Genomic DNA, 14,780 nt, shown 5'->3' on the forward strand with positions numbered 1-14,780 from the left:
GGTGCCGACCTGGTCGGCACCGCGCTTTCGTCGTCTCCGCGCCGGAAACGCGAGGGAGACGCGTGGGAAACGCGGCTGGAACAGAAACTGAATGAGTTGTTTCCAGTTACTATCTTTTCTGTTAGGGTCATTTCCAGTAACGCGTGAGCACCGAGACCTGCGCGCGACTCACTGCACCACCTTCCACGCAACGAAGCACGAGAGGAATGCCGGAGATGACTCGAACCAAACGCTCCCTCGCGGTGGCACTCGCCGCCGGAGCGGCCGCGATCGCCCTGGGAATGACCGGATGCACCCCGTCGGCAGGAGGGGGCGGCGACGACGCCTCGGTCCTCCGCGTCTGGGCGGGCAGCGCCACCCCGATCAACAACAACTTCAATCCGTTCGCCGTCGACACGGCCGTGCACGCGACCTTCGGCGCGATCTACGAGCCGCTGTTCTTCTTCAACCAGCTCTCGGCGGACGCGCCCGTCGGCCTCATCGGCGACAGCTACGAGTACAGCGAAGACGGCCGCACGCTCACCGTCACGATCAAGCCCGACCTGCAGTGGAGCGACGGCGAGGACCTCACCGCCGACGACGTGGCCTTCACGTTCGGGTACGGCTCGAACAAGTCCGAGCAGTTCGTCTCGGCCGAGGCCACCGACGCGACCACGGTCGTGCTCACCTACACCGAGCCGCAGTTCACGAGCGCCTCGCTCACGCTGGGCTCGACCTACATCATCCCCGAGCACATCTGGGCCGACATCGACGACTTCATGGCCGAGACGAACCCCGCGCCGGTCGGCTCCGGGCCGTACGTGCTGAAGAGCTTCTCCGATGCGGCGTACACGGTCGAGGCGAACGAGCTCTTCCGCGACGGCGCCCCCGCCGTGACCGAGGTGCAGTACCTCGGCCTCGACTCGAACCAGTCGTCGCAGGACCTGCTGACGACCGGGAAGATCGACTGGGTCGGCCAGTTCATCGCGAACCCCGACGCCGTCACCGGCAAGGGCGACATCACGACGCTGAACCTGCAGCAGGACCCGACGACGATCACGACTTGCGCGAACGCCGACCTCGGCTGCGAGGGGGCGCAGACCGACCCCGCGGTGCGCCAGGCGATCAACGTCGCGATCGACCGCGCCACGATCGCCGACAAGGCGTTCGCCGGGCTCGCGGGCGAGTCCTCGCCGTCGTTCACCCTGCAGCCGCGCGACGAGCAGTGGCTGAGCGATCCCGAGCTCGCCACGAGCCCGCAGGAGGCGAACGCCGCAGAGGCGGGCGCGATCCTCGAGGCCGCCGGCTACACGAAGGACGCCGACGGGTTCTACGGCAAGGGCGGCACGGCCTTCGAGATCGACCTGTTCTCGCCCGACGGCTGGACCGACTACAACGACGCGGCCAAGCTCATCTCGGAGCAGGCGGCCGAAGCGGGCATCCGCATCAACGCCCGCACCGTCTCCGACGCCGAGTACTGGACGCCGATCCAGTCGGGCGACTTCCAGATGGCGCTCTACGGCCTCACGCAGAGCCTCGTCGCCGACCCGTACTCGAACTACCACGAGTACTTCGCCGGCACCTCGACCGTCAAGGTCGGCGAGACCCCGCTCGTCGGTCAGAACTACGCCCGCTACTCGAACCCGGCCGTCGACGCCGCCGTGCTCGCAGCGGGCGCGACGCAGGACGTCGCGACGAAGCAGGCGGCCTACGCGACCATCCAGACCGAGATCGCCCGCGACCTCCCGTACATCCCGGTGGTGCTGAACGCATCGCAGTCGTTCTTCAACACCGAGAAGTTCAGCGGATGGCCGAGCGAGGGCGACCTCTACGCCGCACCGCTGCCGTACCTCGCAGTGGCCAACGCGGTCGTGCTCTCGCACCTCACGCCCGCGAAGTAGGCCGTCGGTCCCATGGAACTCCCCAACTCGAGGACGGCAGCGGCATGAGCTTCTACCTTCGGCGGGTCGCCTTCTACCTGGTGACCCTCTGGGCGGCGATCTCGCTCAACTTCCTGCTCCCGCGGCTCCTGCCGGGCGACCCCGCAGCCATCATGCTCGGCAAGCTCCGGCGCGCCAGCGGCGGGCGTCCGCTCTCCGAGGAGACGATCGAGGCCATCACCTCGATCCTCGGCGCCGGGAAGGACATGTCCCTCTGGGACCAGTACGTGGCGTACTGGGGCCGGTTGCTTCAGGGAGACCTCGGCGTCTCCTCCACGAGGTATCCGGCCTCGGTCGCCGATCTCATCGCGGCGGCCCTGCCGTGGACGATCATCCTGGTCGGTGTCGCGACCGTCATCTCCTTCCTGCTCGGCATCATCGTCGGCGCATGGGTGGGGTGGCGGCGCGGCACCTGGCTCGACCACCTCGTGCCGGTCACGACGGTCTTCCAGTCCATCCCGTACTTCTGGCTCGCTCTCGTGCTCGTCGCGGTGTTCTCCGTGCAGTTGGGGTTGTTCCCGATCGTCGGCGGCTACGACGTGTTCGAGTTCCCGGCCGGCCCCGAGCTCAGCTGGGCGTTCATCGGCAGCGCGATCTACCACGCCATCCTCCCGGCGATCACGATCGTGCTCTCCTCGGTCGGCGGCTGGCTCCTCGGCATGCGCAACATGATGGTGTCGACGATGTCGGAGGACTACGTCGTCACCGCGGAGGCGAAGGGGCTCACCCCTCGTCGCGTGCGCACGAAGTACGCGTCGCGCAACGCCGCGATCCCGAGCCTCGCCGGCTTCGGCATCGCCCTCGGATTCGTCGTCGCCGGCTCCATCGTCATGGAGCAGGTGTTCAGCTACCCGGGCATCGGCAAGCTCATGATCCAGGCGGTGCAGGGCCTCGACTACGCACTCATGCAGGGCGTCTTCCTCGTGATCACGCTCACCGTGCTCGCCGCCAACTTCTTCATGGACCTCATCTACGGCTTCATCGACCCGAGGGTGCGACACGATGGATGACTCCCAGCCCACCCTCGACCGCGCCGACGACGTCTACGCGACCGGCGACGACGCGCCGTTCCAGGCGCCCGTCTCGGCGGAGGCCGTTCGCGAGACGACCCGCGAGGCGACCGCCACGGCCGCGATCGCTGCTGCACGCTCCGCGCGGGGCGGCCGCTTCCGGCACATCCTGCCGAGTCGCTCGGGCAAGCTCATCACGGGCGTCGTGATCGTCGGCCTCATCACGCTGTTCGGCATCTTCGGCCCGATGATCGCCCAGCCGCCCCGCGACTCCAGCAACGAGGCGCTGCAACCGCCATCGGCCGAGCATTGGCTCGGCACCACGAAGCTCGGCTACGACGTCTTCTCGCAGCTCGCGTGGGGCACGCAGGGCTCGCTCTTCATCGGCATCGTCGCCGGCATCGTGGCCCTCCTCCTCGCCGTGATCTTCGGTGTCTTCGCCGGCTACTTCGGGGGCGTGCTCGACGAGGTGCTCACGCTGTTCACGAACATCGTCCTCGTCATCCCCGGCCTGCCCGTCGTCATGGTGATCGCCGCGTACGTGCAGAACGCCGAGGGGCTCGGTCCGCTCGCGCGAAGCTCCCTCCTCGTCGCGCTCGTGCTCGGCATCACGGGCTGGGCCGGCTCCGCCGTGGTGCTCCGGGCGCAGGCGAGATCGCTCCGCACCCGCGAATACGTCGCCGCGGCGCGGGTCGCGGGCGAGAAGCCCGGCCGCATCATCTTCGTCGAGATCCTGCCGAACCTCGTGCCCCTGCTCGCCGCGCAGTTCATCTTCGGCGTCATCTTCGCGGTGCTCGGCGAGGCGGGCCTCTCGTACCTCGGCCTCGGGCCGACCGGCTCGATCACGCTCGGCACGATGCTGAACGACGCGCAGACGGGCCAGGCCGTCGGCACGGGCGCCTGGTGGTGGTTCGTGCCGCCGGGCCTCATCATCGCCGCCCTCGGCGCAGGACTGTCCCTCATCAACTTCGCGATCGACGAGGTCGTGAACCCGAAGCTCAGGCTCGCGCCTGAGAACGCGAAGCGACAGCGCAAGGCCGCGAAGGCCGGCAAGGGCGTCGCCGACACCGGAGCATTCGCATGAACGCCAACACCAACGCCGACCTGAACGCCGACGCCGTCGCCGTCACCGTCCCCGCCCTCGGCGAACCCGTGCTCACCGCACGCGACGTCTCGATCGAGTACGAGGTCGACCCGCCGGTGAAGGCCGTGCGCGGGGCGTCGATCACGCTGCACCGCGGCGAGATCCTCGGCCTCGCGGGGGAGTCGGGCTGCGGCAAGACGACCCTCGCCTACGGGCTCAACCGGTTGCTGAAGGCCCCGGCGCTCATGACCGGCGGCGAGGTGGTGTTCCACGACGCATCCGGTCGCGACATCGACGTCGTCGCCCTCGACGGCGAGACGCTGCGCCGGTTCCGCTGGAACAAGGTGTCGATGGTCTTCCAGGGCTCGATGAACTCGCTGAACCCCGTCATGAACGTGCGCAAGCAGTTGCACGACGTGTTCACGACCCACCGGCCCGAGATGCGGCGCGCCGAGCGCGAGGCCCGGAGCGCCGAACTGCTGACGCTCGTCGGCGTCGACCCAGCGCGGCTCTCGAGCTTCCCGCACGAACTGTCGGGCGGCATGCGTCAGCGCGTCATGATCGCCATGGCGCTCGCCCTCGACCCGCAGGTCATGATCATGGACGAGCCGACCACGGCGCTCGACGTCGTCGTGCAACGCGGCATCATCCGCGAGATCATGCGGCTGCGCGAGCGGCTCGGCTTCGCGGTGATCTTCATTACGCACGACCTGCCGCTCCTCATCGAGATCAGCGATCGCATCGCGATCATGCTCGACGGCGAGATCATCGAGCAGGGCGACGCCGAGCAGATCTACCGGGCGCCGGGGCATCCGTACACCAGGCGGCTGCTCTCGAGCTTCCCGAGCCTGCGCGGAGACCGCGGCGACTTCATCCGCACCGGCGCGGCGGCGGGAGGTGCGGCATGAGCGGGCGGGCGACCGCGGTCGAGGCCACGACCCTCGAGGCGCGCAACCTGGTCAAGGACTTCCGGTTGCGGAGCGGCACCAGGGTGCGCACGCTCCATGCGGTGAAGGATGTCTCGTTCACCCTCGAACCCGGCCGCACGATCGCCCTCGTCGGCGAGAGCGGCTCGGGCAAGTCGACGATCGCCCGCATGATGGCCAAGCTCGAGACGCCGACCTCCGGCGAGGTGCTGCTCGACGGGCGGTCGAGCGCGACTCGCGGCGGCGGCCTCGCCCGCTATCGGCGCGACGTGCAGATGGTCTTCCAGGACCCGTTCAGCTCGCTGAACCCGTTCCATCCGATCCTGCACCACCTCGAGCGGCCGCTGCGCATCCACCACCCGCGGCTCTCGTCGCGGCAGATCCGCGAGCGGGCCGAGGAGCTGCTCGAGCGCGTGCGCCTCTCGCCGGCGGCGACGTTCGCCGATCGCCGGCCGCACGAGCTCTCGGGCGGCCAGCGGCAGCGCGTCGCGATCGCGCGTGCGCTCGCCCCGGGCTCGCGATTCATCATCGCCGACGAGCCGGTGTCGATGCTCGACGTGTCGATCCGCCTCGGCGTGCTGAACCTGCTCGCCGAACTGCAGCGGCAGGAGCACCTCGGCGTGCTCTACATCACGCACGATCTCGCGACCGCGCGGCACTTCTCCGACGAGATCCTCGTGATGTACCGCGGGGAGATCGTCGAACGCGGGCCGAGCGAGCAGGTGATCCTCGATCCCCAGCACGAGTACACGAAGACCCTGCTCGAGGCCGCGGCCGACCCCGATCGGCTCGGGCGGCTGCGCGACGACGTTCGGAATGGCGGGTGAGGCAACAATCAGTAAACATTCTTTTCAGATAGAGTGACCACCAACACCGAACGAGAGAGGCGGCCTGCCGTGAACCAGATCGACCCGGGCACCCCGACGTGGCTCGCGGCGCGCAACGACCGCACCGCCTTCCGGCTCCTCCTCGAGCACGGTCCCCTCACGCGATCGCGACTCGGCGAACTCACCGGGCTCTCGAAGCCCACCGCCTCGCAGATGCTCGCACGACTCGAGCGGGTCGGCCTGATCCGGCCGGTCGGCGAGCGGTCGGGAGGCCGAGGGCCGAACGCGATCACCTACGGGGTGCGCACCGATCGCATCACGGGCGTCGCGATCTCGATCCTCGACCGGGCGATCCAGGCGGTCGTCGTCGACGCCGTCGACCACGACCACCCGATCGTGCAGATCCCGACCGACGGGCACGAGCGCTCGCCCGAGGGCGATGTGCGGGCCGCCGTCCAGGCGGCCTGCGCGGAGGCCGGCATCGATGCCGCCACGGTCAGCCGCGTCGTGATCGGCGTGCAGGCCGCGTTCTTCGTCGACGGCGACGAGCTCTCGTTCACCGACACCATGCCCGGCTGGCCGGAGGTCGGGGCCCGTGCGCGCATCGAGCGGGAGCTCGGCCTGCAGGTGACGATCGACAACGACGTGAACCTCGCGACGATGGCCGAGCGCTCGTCGGGCGCGGCGCAGCAGGCCTCGAGCTTCGCGCTGTTCTGGATGGGCGACGGCCTCGGCGTCGGCCTCGACCTCGGCGGGGTCGTGCACCGCGGCGCCTCGGGCGGGGCGGGCGAGATCGGCTACCTCGCGGTGCCGCGAACGGCCCAGCCGCTCGCGCCGTCGGCGAACGACTTCACCGACCTGCTCGGCGGCCCGGCCGTGGCCCGCCTGCTCGGCGACGGCGGGAGCGGCGAGACGCTCGCCGAGGTGCTGCCCCGACTCGCGCACGACGACGACGCCCTGTCGGCGCTCGCCGACCGGGTGATCCTCGCCGTCAATCCGCTGCTCGCGATCCTCGATCCCTCGATGATCGTGCTCGGCGGCCCGACCGGCACCGCCGGCGGCAGTCGCCTCGCTGAACTCGTCGCCGACCGGGTCGACCCGGCGGCGCACCCGAAGCTCGCGATGCGCACGAGCGGCACGGGAGCCCAGCCGGTGCTCCTCGGCGCGCGCCAGCAGCTCGTCGAGCAGATCCGCGACCACCTCGAGGCGGACATCTCGCTCGCCACCTGACTCCGGCCATCGAGCGACGGATGCCACGGGGCATCCGTCGCCCGGCCACCGACCCTTCGCTCCGCGCTCGCGCGGGGCGCACCATGCACGGAATTGAGGACTGATGAAGCTCGCCATCGTCGGCGGAGGCTCGACCTACACGCCCGAACTGATCGACGGATTCGCCCGCCTGCGCGACACCCTGCCGCTCGAGGAGATCCGTCTCGTCGACCCCGACGAGCAGCGCCTCGCGCTCGTCGCGGGCATGTCGCAGCGCATGCTCGAGCACGCCGGGCATCCCGCGAAGGTGATCGGCACGACCGACCTCGTCGCGGGCGTTGCCGACGCCGACGCCGTGCTCATCCAGCTGCGGGTCGGCGGGCAGGACGCCCGTCATGCCGACGAGACCTGGCCGCACGAGGCCGGATGCATCGGCCAGGAGACGACCGGCCCCGGTGGCCTCGCCAAGGCGCTGCGCACCGTGCCCGTGGTGCTCCGCATCGCCGATGTCGTGCGTGCGCATGCGAAGCCCGACGCCTGGATCGTCGACTTCACGAATCCGGTCGGCATCGTCACCCGGGCCCTGCTCGAGGCGGGCCACCGCGCCGTCGGCCTCTGCAATGTCGCGATCGGCTTCCAGCGCCGCTTCGCCTCGCTCTTCGACGTCGACCACGACCGGGTCAGCCTCGGGCATGTCGGCCTGAACCACCTGACCTGGGAGCGGAGCGTCGTCATCGACGGCGACGACCGCTTGCCGGGGCTGCTCGAGCACCGGCTCGGCGAGCTCGCCGACGAGGTGCACCTGGCGCCGGCGCTCATCGCGCAGCTCGGCGTGGTGCCCTCGTACTACCTGCGCTACTACTACGCGCACGACGAGGTGCTGCGGGAGCAGCTGCACGAGCCGACACGGGCCGAGGCGGTGCGCGCGATCGAGCGCGAGCTGCTCGAGCTCTACGCCGACCCCGCCCAGCACGACAAGCCCGCAGCACTCGAGGGGCGCGGCGGCGCCTTCTACTCGGAGGCGGCGATCGAGCTGCTCGCGGCGATGCGCGATGGCGGAAGCCGCTCACGCGTGGTCAACCTGCGCAACGACGGCGTGCTGCCGTTCCTGCCCGACGACCACGTCATCGAGGTGCCGGCCGTGTTCCGCGACGGGGGATTCGTCGCGGAACCGGTCGCGCCGCTGCCCGACGACATCCGCGGACTCATCTCGGGCGTCGCCGGGTACGAGCGCCTCGCGCTCGACGCCGCGGTGCACGGCGGCCGCGACCGCGTGCTCCGCGCCATGCGCGCCCACCCGCTCGTGCTGCAGCACGAGCGTGCGGAGCAGCTCACCGACCTACTGATGGCCGAGAATGCGCAGTTCCTGGAGTGGGCGCGGTGAACGGCGTGATCGTCGCCGTCGACGGCGGCGGCTCGAAGACCGACGCGGTCGCCCTCACGATCGACGGCGAGCTCGTGGCCCACGAGCGCGGTGCCGGCTCGAGCCCGCACTTCGAGGGGCTCGGCGAGGCGGTGGTCGTCGTCGACGATCTCGTCAGGCGCGTCGCGGGGGAGCGTCCGGTCGTGCACGCGGGGCTCTACGTCTCGGGTCTCGACCTGCCGGTCGAGGTCGAGCAGTACGCCGACGCGATCTCCGGATTCGCGTGGGCCGGGTCGTCGGTCGTCGTGGCCAACGACCTGTACGCCGTCCTCCGAGCGGGCACCGACGAACCCGACGCCGTCGCGATCGTCTGCGGCACCGGGGTGAACGCGGTCGGCGTGCGCGCCGACGGCGCCGACGTGCGATTCCCGTCGCTCGGCCCGCTCTCGGGCGATTGGGGCGGCGGCAGCGGCATCGGCGAGCAGGTGCTCTGGCATGCCGCGAGAGACGTCGACGGCCGGGGGCCGCACACGGTGCTCACCGCCGCGATCGTCGGGCAGCTCGGCGTCGCCTCGGTGCCCGCCCTCATCGAGGACCTGCACTTCGGCCGGCGCGACTCGAGCGAGCTCACCGCGCTCACGCCGACGGTCTTCGAGGCCGCGCGGGCCGGTGACGCCGTGGCGGTCGGTCTCGTCGATCGGCAGGCCGAGGAGATCGTCGCGTTCGCCAGGGCGTGCGTGACGCGGCTCGGCCTCGCCGATCGCGCCATCCCGATCGTGCTCGGCGGCGGCATCGTCCGCTCGGGCGACGAACGACTGCTCGGCGGCATCGCCTCGGGGCTCGCACGCGTCGCCCCGGCGGCGCGGCTCGAGATCCTCGACGCCGCGCCGATCGTCGGCGCCGCCCTGCTCGCGCTCGATCAGGCGGGCGCGAGTGCCGATGCACTCGACCGGGCGCGCGATGCGGTCACGCGCGCGACGCGGATGACGCACGCAGATGCCGTGCGCGAAGTGGCGCCGATCGCGCACTGAACGTGCACGGGCGCCTCCCGGCTCGCGCCTGCAGTCGAACCGTCGAAAAAACATGCTCCGAGCGGCCCCGAGCGTGCTTTTCCGACGGATCGAGGTGGATCCCTCAGACGTCGCGGGCGAGGCGCCGCACGGCGACGTCCTGGTGCGCGAGGCGGCGCAGCGCGAGCAGCACCGGTTCGTAGAGCGCGGTGCCGAGCACCGTGTACTCGACGGCGGCGTGCGGCTCCGGAGGCATCCGCTCGAGGTCGTAGGCCGCGAGGTCCGCCGCCGCCCGGCCGTATCGCGCGAGGCGCTCGGGGGTGATCGGCATGCCCGCGTCGTCGGCGGCCGCGAGGGCGCCCTCGAGCTGGGCGACCGCGGCGAACTCGGGGTCGTAGACCTGGCCGAGCGCCTCGAGCGCGGCCCGCGCCCGCGGGTAGGGGTCGTCGGCCCCGGCGGGTTCGGCGCCTTCGGGCGGCAGTGCGCCGACCGCGCGGCCGAGGGCGGAGTAGAGGTCGTCGCCGGGGTCGTCGACGAGCTGGAGCACGGCGCGTGCCTGCTGCACGCTCAGGCCGACCGGTCCGGTGAGCGCGCGCACGAGCCGGAGCCGCCGCACGTGGCGCTCGTCGTAGCTCGCCTGCGTGGCTGAGGTCGCGGTGCCCGGCTGCAGGAGGCCCTCGCGGAGGTAGTACTTCACGGTCGCGACGGGCAGGCCGGCCTCGGCGGCGAGTGCGGAGATGCGCATGCTGGATCCCTTGCATTGGATAGTACAACTCTCTAATATTGGAGAGTACAACTATCCAATCATGAAACAGCGACGAAAGGACCGGCCATGCCGTCCGCTCCAGATCTCATCCTCATCGGCGTCCTCCTGCTCGCGCTCGTCACGGTCGAGAGCGGCGGCTACTTCCTCACCCGGGTGGTGCGCGGCCTGGCGCCCGCGAATCCGCTGCAGACGAGCTTCTTCCGTGCGGGCCACGCCCACGCGGCCGTGCTGCTCGTGCTCTCGATGGTGATCCTCTCCGTCGTCTCCTACGCCGCCCTCGACGGGTTCTGGCTCTGGCTGGCCCGACTCGGCGCACCGATCGCGGCGATCCTCATGCCCGCGGGGTTCTTCCTCTCCGCGCTCGGTCGCGACCCCGAGAAGCCGAACCGGCTCATCGTGCTCCTCTGGATCGGCGCCGCCGTGCTCACCGCCGGGCTGATCACGGCCGGCGTGGGGCTCGTCGCGGGCGGGATCGCGGCACTCTGAGCAGGAGGATGGGTGCGAGACGGGCCTGACCGGCGTAACGTCGGCGCATGGCCATTCCGCAGCGCTTCTCACTCGTCACGCTCGGCGTCGCCGACGTCGAGGTCGCGACGGCGTTCTATCGCAGGCTCGGCTGGCGCGAGGCGCCGTCGTCGGAGGCCGGCGAGATCGCCTTCTTCGCAACTCCCGGCGGCGTGCTCGCCCTGTGGGAGACCGCCGAGCTCGCGAAGGATGCCGCGCTCCCGACCATGCACGCGAACGCACCGGGCTTCCGTGCCGTCGCGCTCGCGATCAACCTCGACTCGCCCGAAGACGTCGACGACGCGGTCGGCGACTGGGTGCTCGCGGGCGGCTCGATCTCCAAGGCGGCCGCTGCGACCGAATGGGGCGGCTACAGCGGCTACGTCGCCGACCCCGACGGCAACCTCTGGGAGCTCGCGCACAACCCGTCGTGGCCGCTCGACGAGCGGGGCCTGCCGGTGCTCCGCGGGACCTGAACGCCGCTGCCGAGCCTGAACGCGGCTGGTCTGGGGCATCATCCACGGCATCTACACTGGAATCCGTGACTTCAGAGGAAACCGTCGACGTCGTGCTGATCGGCGGGGGCATCATGAGCGCGACTCTCGGCTCCCTGCTCTCGCAACTCCAACCCGATTGGACGATCCGCGTCTACGAGCGACTCGGCGAGGTCGCGCAGGAGTCCTCGAACGCATGGAACAACGCGGGCACGGGCCATGCCGCCCTCTGCGAGCTCAACTACATGCCCGAGAACGCCGACGGCACGGTGAGCGCCGACAAGGCCGTCGCGATCAACGAGCAGTTCCAGGTCAGCCGGCAGTACTGGGCGTACCTCGTCGAGCAGGGCGCGCTGCCCGAGCCGCACAACTTCATCAACACCGCGCCGCACATGACGTTCGTCAGGGGCAAGGCGAACATCGAGTACCTGAAGAAGCGCGTCGCCGCACTGGCCGAGCAGCCGCTCTTCGAGGAGATGGAGTTCACCGAGGACCTCGAGCGCATCGCCGAGTGGACCCCGCTCCTCGCGAAGAAGCGCAACCCCAGGGCGCGCGTCGCCGCGACCCGCACGGCCGCGGGCACCGACGTCGACTTCGGTGCGCTGACCCGATTCCTGCTCCGCGACATCGAGCGCCGTGGCGCCGAGATCGCCACCAACCACCAGGTCACGTGGCTGAAGCGCCAGAAGAACGGCACCTGGAAGCTGCGCCTGCGCCACCTCGTCGGCAACACCCCGAAGACCATCAACGCGCGCTTCGTCTTCGTCGGCGCCGGCGGCGGCGCCCTCGCTCTGCTGCAGCACTCGGGCATCCCCGAGATCAAGGGCTTCGGCGGGTTCCCGATCTCGGGCCAGTTCTTCCGCACGACGAACCCGAAGCTCGTCGCGCAGCACAACGCGAAGGTCTATGGCAAGGCTGCGAAGGGCGCTCCGCCGATGTCGGTGCCGCACCTCGACACCCGCGTCGTCGACGGCGAGACCGCGCTGCTCTTCGGGCCGTACGCGGGCTTCACGCCGAAGTTCCTGAAGAGCTCGACGTGGTTCGACCTGCCGTTCTCGATCCGGCTGCACAACCTCGGCCCGATGATCCAGGTCGGCCTCAAGAACTTCGACCTCGTGAAGTACCTCGTCTCCGAGCTGCTCGCCTCGCGCGACAAGAAGCTCAAGGCGCTTCGCGAGTTCATGCCCACCGCGAAGAGCGAGGACTGGGAGCTCATCACCGCGGGCCAGCGCGTGCAGGTCATGAAGAAGGACCCCGAGAAGGGCGGCGTGCTGCAGTTCGGCACCGAGGTCATCACGGGCGCCGACGGCACCATCGCCGGCCTCCTCGGCGCCTCGCCCGGCGCTTCGACCGCTGCGCCCATCATGCTCGACGTGCTCGGCCGCTGCTTCCCCGACCGCATGGCGGAGTGGGAGCCGAAGCTGCGCGAGATGATCCCGAGCTACGGCACGAAGCTCTCGAGCGACCCCGAGGGCGCGGCCGCCTCGCTCGCGGCCACCGCGAAGGTGCTCGACCTCGCCTTCTGACACCCCGTTCGCCGAGACGACACGACGATGCCGTCTCGGCGGCGGTTGGCTTTCCCGGCGAGCTCTGGTACCGTCGTACCCGCTATGAAGTGAGCACACACCCTCGTCCCGCGCCTGAGGCGCCGTAGACATCGGGTGTGCGCACGGTTCTGATCACCCCGTGCTGACCGCGAGAGCACTCGCGTGCACCCATCCACGGCAATGCCCGGCGGGACCCATCTCCGCTCCCGGGCGGTCGTCGGCGCCGCGCGCCCGCGTTCCGCCAGCTCGGTGCATCGTGCGTGCAGCACGCGTGCCGCGGCATCCGTCGACTGCCCGGGGGCTTTCGCGCAAAGGGCGTATCGCATGGCTGTATCCGTCATCCATTCCCACCATCTCCGTGTCGACGGGCTCTCCGTCTCGTATCCCGATCGACGCGTGTTCTCCGACCTCGGCTTCGCCGTCGCGCCGGGCCAGCGGCTCGGGCTCATCGGCGAGAACGGCGCCGGCAAGTCCACGCTGCTCCGGCTCATGGCCGGCGAGTTCGAGCGAGCGGATGCCGCGGCATCCGTCGGCTTGGAAGCAACCACGTCAGGTCGCATCACTCGCCCGCTGCGCACCGCGCTGCTCTCCCAGGAGCTGCCGTTCGGCCCCGACGAGCGCATCGACGCGGTGCTCGAGGCCGCACTGGCCGAGGTGCGGGCGATCGAGCGCGAGCTCGATGCCGCGGCCGCGGCACTCGCCGACGACTCGTCGGGCGATCGCTCCGTCGTCGCCGAGCGCTACTCGGCAGCACTCGACGCCGCCGAACGCGCCGACGTGTGGAGCGCCGAGGCGCGCCGCGACGAACTGCTCGACGGACTCGGTGTCGGCTCGCTCGGCCTCGACCGCCGCGTCGACGAGCTCTCGGGCGGGCAGCGCTCGCGGTTCGCACTCGCCGCGCTGCTGCTCAGCGCGCCCGAGGCCCTCCTGCTCGATGAGCCGACGAACCACCTCGACGACGCCGCCGCGGCATTCCTCGAGGCCCGACTCCGCGCGTGGCGCGGGCCGGTCGTCTTCGCGAGCCATGACCGGGCGTTCCTCGACGGGGCGGCCACCGGGCTCCTCGACCTCGACCCGGGGCGGGCGGGCGCGCTCGCGCTCGCCGGAGCACGATCCGCGCCCGGCATGCAGGACGCAGCGCCCGACCGGTCGCTCGCGGCTGCGGGCGGCACCGTCTTCGGGGGCGGGTTCAGCGAGTTCCTCGAGGTGAAAGCCGAGGAGCGCGATCGCTGGCGCCGCCAGTACGACGACGAGCAGGAGGAGCTCCGGCGACTTCGGATCGGCTTCGCCGAGACCTCCCGCGCCGTGTCGCACAACGCGCCCATCTCCGACAGGAACAAGATGGCGTTCGGTCGCCGCGGCGACCGCGTCGAGCAGCAGGTGAGCCGGCGCGTGCGCAATGCCCAGCTCAGGCTCGAGACCCTCGAGCGCGAGCAGGTGCGGAAGCCGCCCGCGCCGCTCGTCTTCGCCGGCATCCCGTCGGGCTCGCACGCGTTCGACGAGGAGTCCGGGCTGCTGGTGCAGCTCTCGGAGATCGCCGTCGACGGCCGCCTCTCGCTCGAGGCGCTGCAGGTGGCACCGCTCACGAGGCTGCTCGTGACCGGGGCGAACGGCGCGGGCAAGTCGACGCTCCTGAACGTGCTCGCGGGCGCGCAGCGCGTCGACCGCGGCATCGTGCACCGGCGGAAAGGGCTGCGCGTGCAACTGCTCGAGCAGGACGTGCGGTTCGCCGACCCCGACGCCTCGCCGCGCCGGCTGTACGAGCGCACGCTCGGCGAGCGGCGGGCGGAGCAGGTGCCGCTCGGCAGCCTCGGCCTGATCGCCCCGCGCGACGAGTCGCGGCCGGTCGGCGCGCTGTCGGTCGGGCAGCAGCGCCGGCTCGCGCTCGCACTCGTGATCGCCCGGCCGCCGCACGTGTTCCTGCTCGACGAGCCGACCAACCACCTGTCGCTCGCGCTCGCGACCGACCTCGAGGAGGCGCTCGGCGCCTATCCCGGCGCGGTCGTCATCGCGAGCCACGACCGGTGGCTCCGGCGCCGTTGGGCGGGGGAGGAGCTCGAGCTCGCGGCGGGCAGCGCCGTGCCGGCCGTCGCGCTCCGGTGAGGCGAGCGGATGCCGCGG

At 70.9% G+C, this 14,780-nt stretch carries 13 protein-coding genes; 12 read left to right on the forward strand and 1 reads right to left on the reverse strand.

Annotation, left to right across the window (positions count from 1 at the left end; translation table 11 throughout):
* Positions 1-215 precede the first annotated feature (215 nt).
* The 8 genes from ACFTQE_RS17600 to ACFTQE_RS17635 all read left to right on the forward strand — a co-directional run bounded on the left by ACFTQE_RS17600 (position 216) and on the right by ACFTQE_RS17635 (position 9,369).
* On the forward strand, positions 216-1,880 hold the full coding sequence (locus tag ACFTQE_RS17600; protein ID WP_376926286.1) for an ABC transporter substrate-binding protein: 1,665 nt from the start codon (positions 216-218) through the stop codon (positions 1,878-1,880).
* Between the two features lie 44 nt (positions 1,881-1,924).
* Entirely contained in the window at positions 1,925-2,929 is a 1,005-nt protein-coding gene (locus ACFTQE_RS17605) for an ABC transporter permease (RefSeq protein WP_376926287.1), read from the forward strand.
* Positions 2,922-4,013 carry an ABC transporter permease gene (locus ACFTQE_RS17610; RefSeq protein ID WP_376926288.1) on the forward strand — a complete coding sequence of 364 codons (1,092 nt, stop codon included), beginning with the start codon at positions 2,922-2,924 and terminating at the stop codon, positions 4,011-4,013. The genes ACFTQE_RS17605 and ACFTQE_RS17610 overlap by 8 nt, the downstream gene beginning before the upstream one ends.
* On the forward strand, positions 4,010-4,921 hold the full coding sequence (locus ACFTQE_RS17615; RefSeq protein WP_376926289.1) for an ABC transporter ATP-binding protein: 912 nt from the start codon (positions 4,010-4,012) through the stop codon (positions 4,919-4,921). The genes ACFTQE_RS17610 and ACFTQE_RS17615 overlap by 4 nt, the downstream gene beginning before the upstream one ends.
* Entirely contained in the window at positions 4,918-5,766 is an 849-nt protein-coding gene (locus ACFTQE_RS17620; RefSeq protein ID WP_376926290.1) for an ABC transporter ATP-binding protein, read from the forward strand. Before ACFTQE_RS17615 ends, ACFTQE_RS17620 begins: the two co-directional genes overlap by 4 nt.
* Before the next feature lie 69 nt (positions 5,767-5,835).
* Positions 5,836-6,996 carry an ROK family protein gene (locus tag ACFTQE_RS17625; RefSeq protein ID WP_376926291.1) on the forward strand — a complete coding sequence of 387 codons (1,161 nt, stop codon included), beginning with the start codon at positions 5,836-5,838 and terminating at the stop codon, positions 6,994-6,996.
* 103 nt (positions 6,997-7,099) lie between these two features.
* Positions 7,100-8,359 carry a 6-phospho-beta-glucosidase gene (locus ACFTQE_RS17630; protein WP_376926292.1) on the forward strand — a complete coding sequence of 420 codons (1,260 nt, stop codon included), beginning with the start codon at positions 7,100-7,102 and terminating at the stop codon, positions 8,357-8,359.
* The gene (locus ACFTQE_RS17635) at positions 8,356-9,369 is read left to right on the forward strand and encodes an N-acetylglucosamine kinase (RefSeq protein WP_376926293.1); all 1,014 of its coding nucleotides are present in this window, start codon (positions 8,356-8,358) and stop codon (positions 9,367-9,369) included. Before ACFTQE_RS17630 ends, ACFTQE_RS17635 begins: the two co-directional genes overlap by 4 nt.
* Positions 9,370-9,472: 103 nt before the next feature.
* Here ACFTQE_RS17635 and ACFTQE_RS17640 read toward each other — a convergent pair whose 3' ends face one another.
* Entirely contained in the window at positions 9,473-10,093 is a 621-nt protein-coding gene (locus tag ACFTQE_RS17640; RefSeq protein ID WP_376926294.1) for a MerR family transcriptional regulator, read from the reverse strand.
* Between the two features lie 87 nt (positions 10,094-10,180).
* Between ACFTQE_RS17640 and ACFTQE_RS17645 the strand changes: the two genes are divergently transcribed.
* The 4 genes from ACFTQE_RS17645 to ACFTQE_RS17660 all read left to right on the forward strand — a co-directional run bounded on the left by ACFTQE_RS17645 (position 10,181) and on the right by ACFTQE_RS17660 (position 14,762).
* A complete protein-coding gene (locus ACFTQE_RS17645) occupies positions 10,181-10,600 on the forward strand; it encodes a hypothetical protein (RefSeq protein ID WP_376926295.1) in 420 nt (139 codons plus the stop codon).
* Between the two features lie 47 nt (positions 10,601-10,647).
* Positions 10,648-11,094, forward strand: coding sequence for a VOC family protein (locus ACFTQE_RS17650; RefSeq protein ID WP_376926296.1), 447 nt, complete (start codon positions 10,648-10,650; stop codon positions 11,092-11,094).
* Complete coding sequence (locus ACFTQE_RS17655) at positions 11,049-12,638, forward strand: malate:quinone oxidoreductase (protein ID WP_376926297.1); 1,590 nt, start codon at positions 11,049-11,051, stop codon at positions 12,636-12,638. Before ACFTQE_RS17650 ends, ACFTQE_RS17655 begins: the two co-directional genes overlap by 46 nt.
* Positions 12,639-12,983: 345 nt before the next feature.
* Positions 12,984-14,762 (forward strand): ABC-F family ATP-binding cassette domain-containing protein, encoded by a 1,779-nt coding sequence (locus ACFTQE_RS17660; RefSeq protein WP_376926298.1) that lies wholly within the window; start codon positions 12,984-12,986, stop codon positions 14,760-14,762.
* Positions 14,763-14,780 lie beyond the last annotated feature (18 nt).

The organism is Agromyces sp. NPDC056965, from assembly GCF_042673425.1.
In the GTDB taxonomy this organism is placed as follows: domain Bacteria; phylum Actinomycetota; class Actinomycetes; order Actinomycetales; family Microbacteriaceae; genus Agromyces.

Bases quoted from the DNA above. Each gene is read 5' to 3' on its own strand.
- ACFTQE_RS17600 (WP_376926286.1), top strand. From the start codon at position 216: ATGACTCGAACCAAACGCTCCCTCGCGGTGGCACTCGCCGCCGGAGCG.
- ACFTQE_RS17605 (WP_376926287.1), top strand. From the start codon at position 1,925: ATGAGCTTCTACCTTCGGCGGGTCGCCTTCTACCTGGTGACCCTCTGG.
- ACFTQE_RS17610 (WP_376926288.1), top strand. From the start codon at position 2,922: ATGGATGACTCCCAGCCCACCCTCGACCGCGCCGACGACGTCTACGCG.
- ACFTQE_RS17615 (WP_376926289.1), top strand. From the start codon at position 4,010: ATGAACGCCAACACCAACGCCGACCTGAACGCCGACGCCGTCGCCGTC.
- ACFTQE_RS17620 (WP_376926290.1), top strand. From the start codon at position 4,918: ATGAGCGGGCGGGCGACCGCGGTCGAGGCCACGACCCTCGAGGCGCGC.
- ACFTQE_RS17630 (WP_376926292.1), top strand. From the start codon at position 7,100: ATGAAGCTCGCCATCGTCGGCGGAGGCTCGACCTACACGCCCGAACTG.
- ACFTQE_RS17640 (WP_376926294.1), bottom strand. From the start codon at position 10,093: ATGCGCATCTCCGCACTCGCCGCCGAGGCCGGCCTGCCCGTCGCGACC.
- ACFTQE_RS17645 (WP_376926295.1), top strand. From the start codon at position 10,181: ATGCCGTCCGCTCCAGATCTCATCCTCATCGGCGTCCTCCTGCTCGCG.
- ACFTQE_RS17650 (WP_376926296.1), top strand. From the start codon at position 10,648: ATGGCCATTCCGCAGCGCTTCTCACTCGTCACGCTCGGCGTCGCCGAC.
- ACFTQE_RS17660 (WP_376926298.1), top strand. From the start codon at position 12,984: ATGGCTGTATCCGTCATCCATTCCCACCATCTCCGTGTCGACGGGCTC.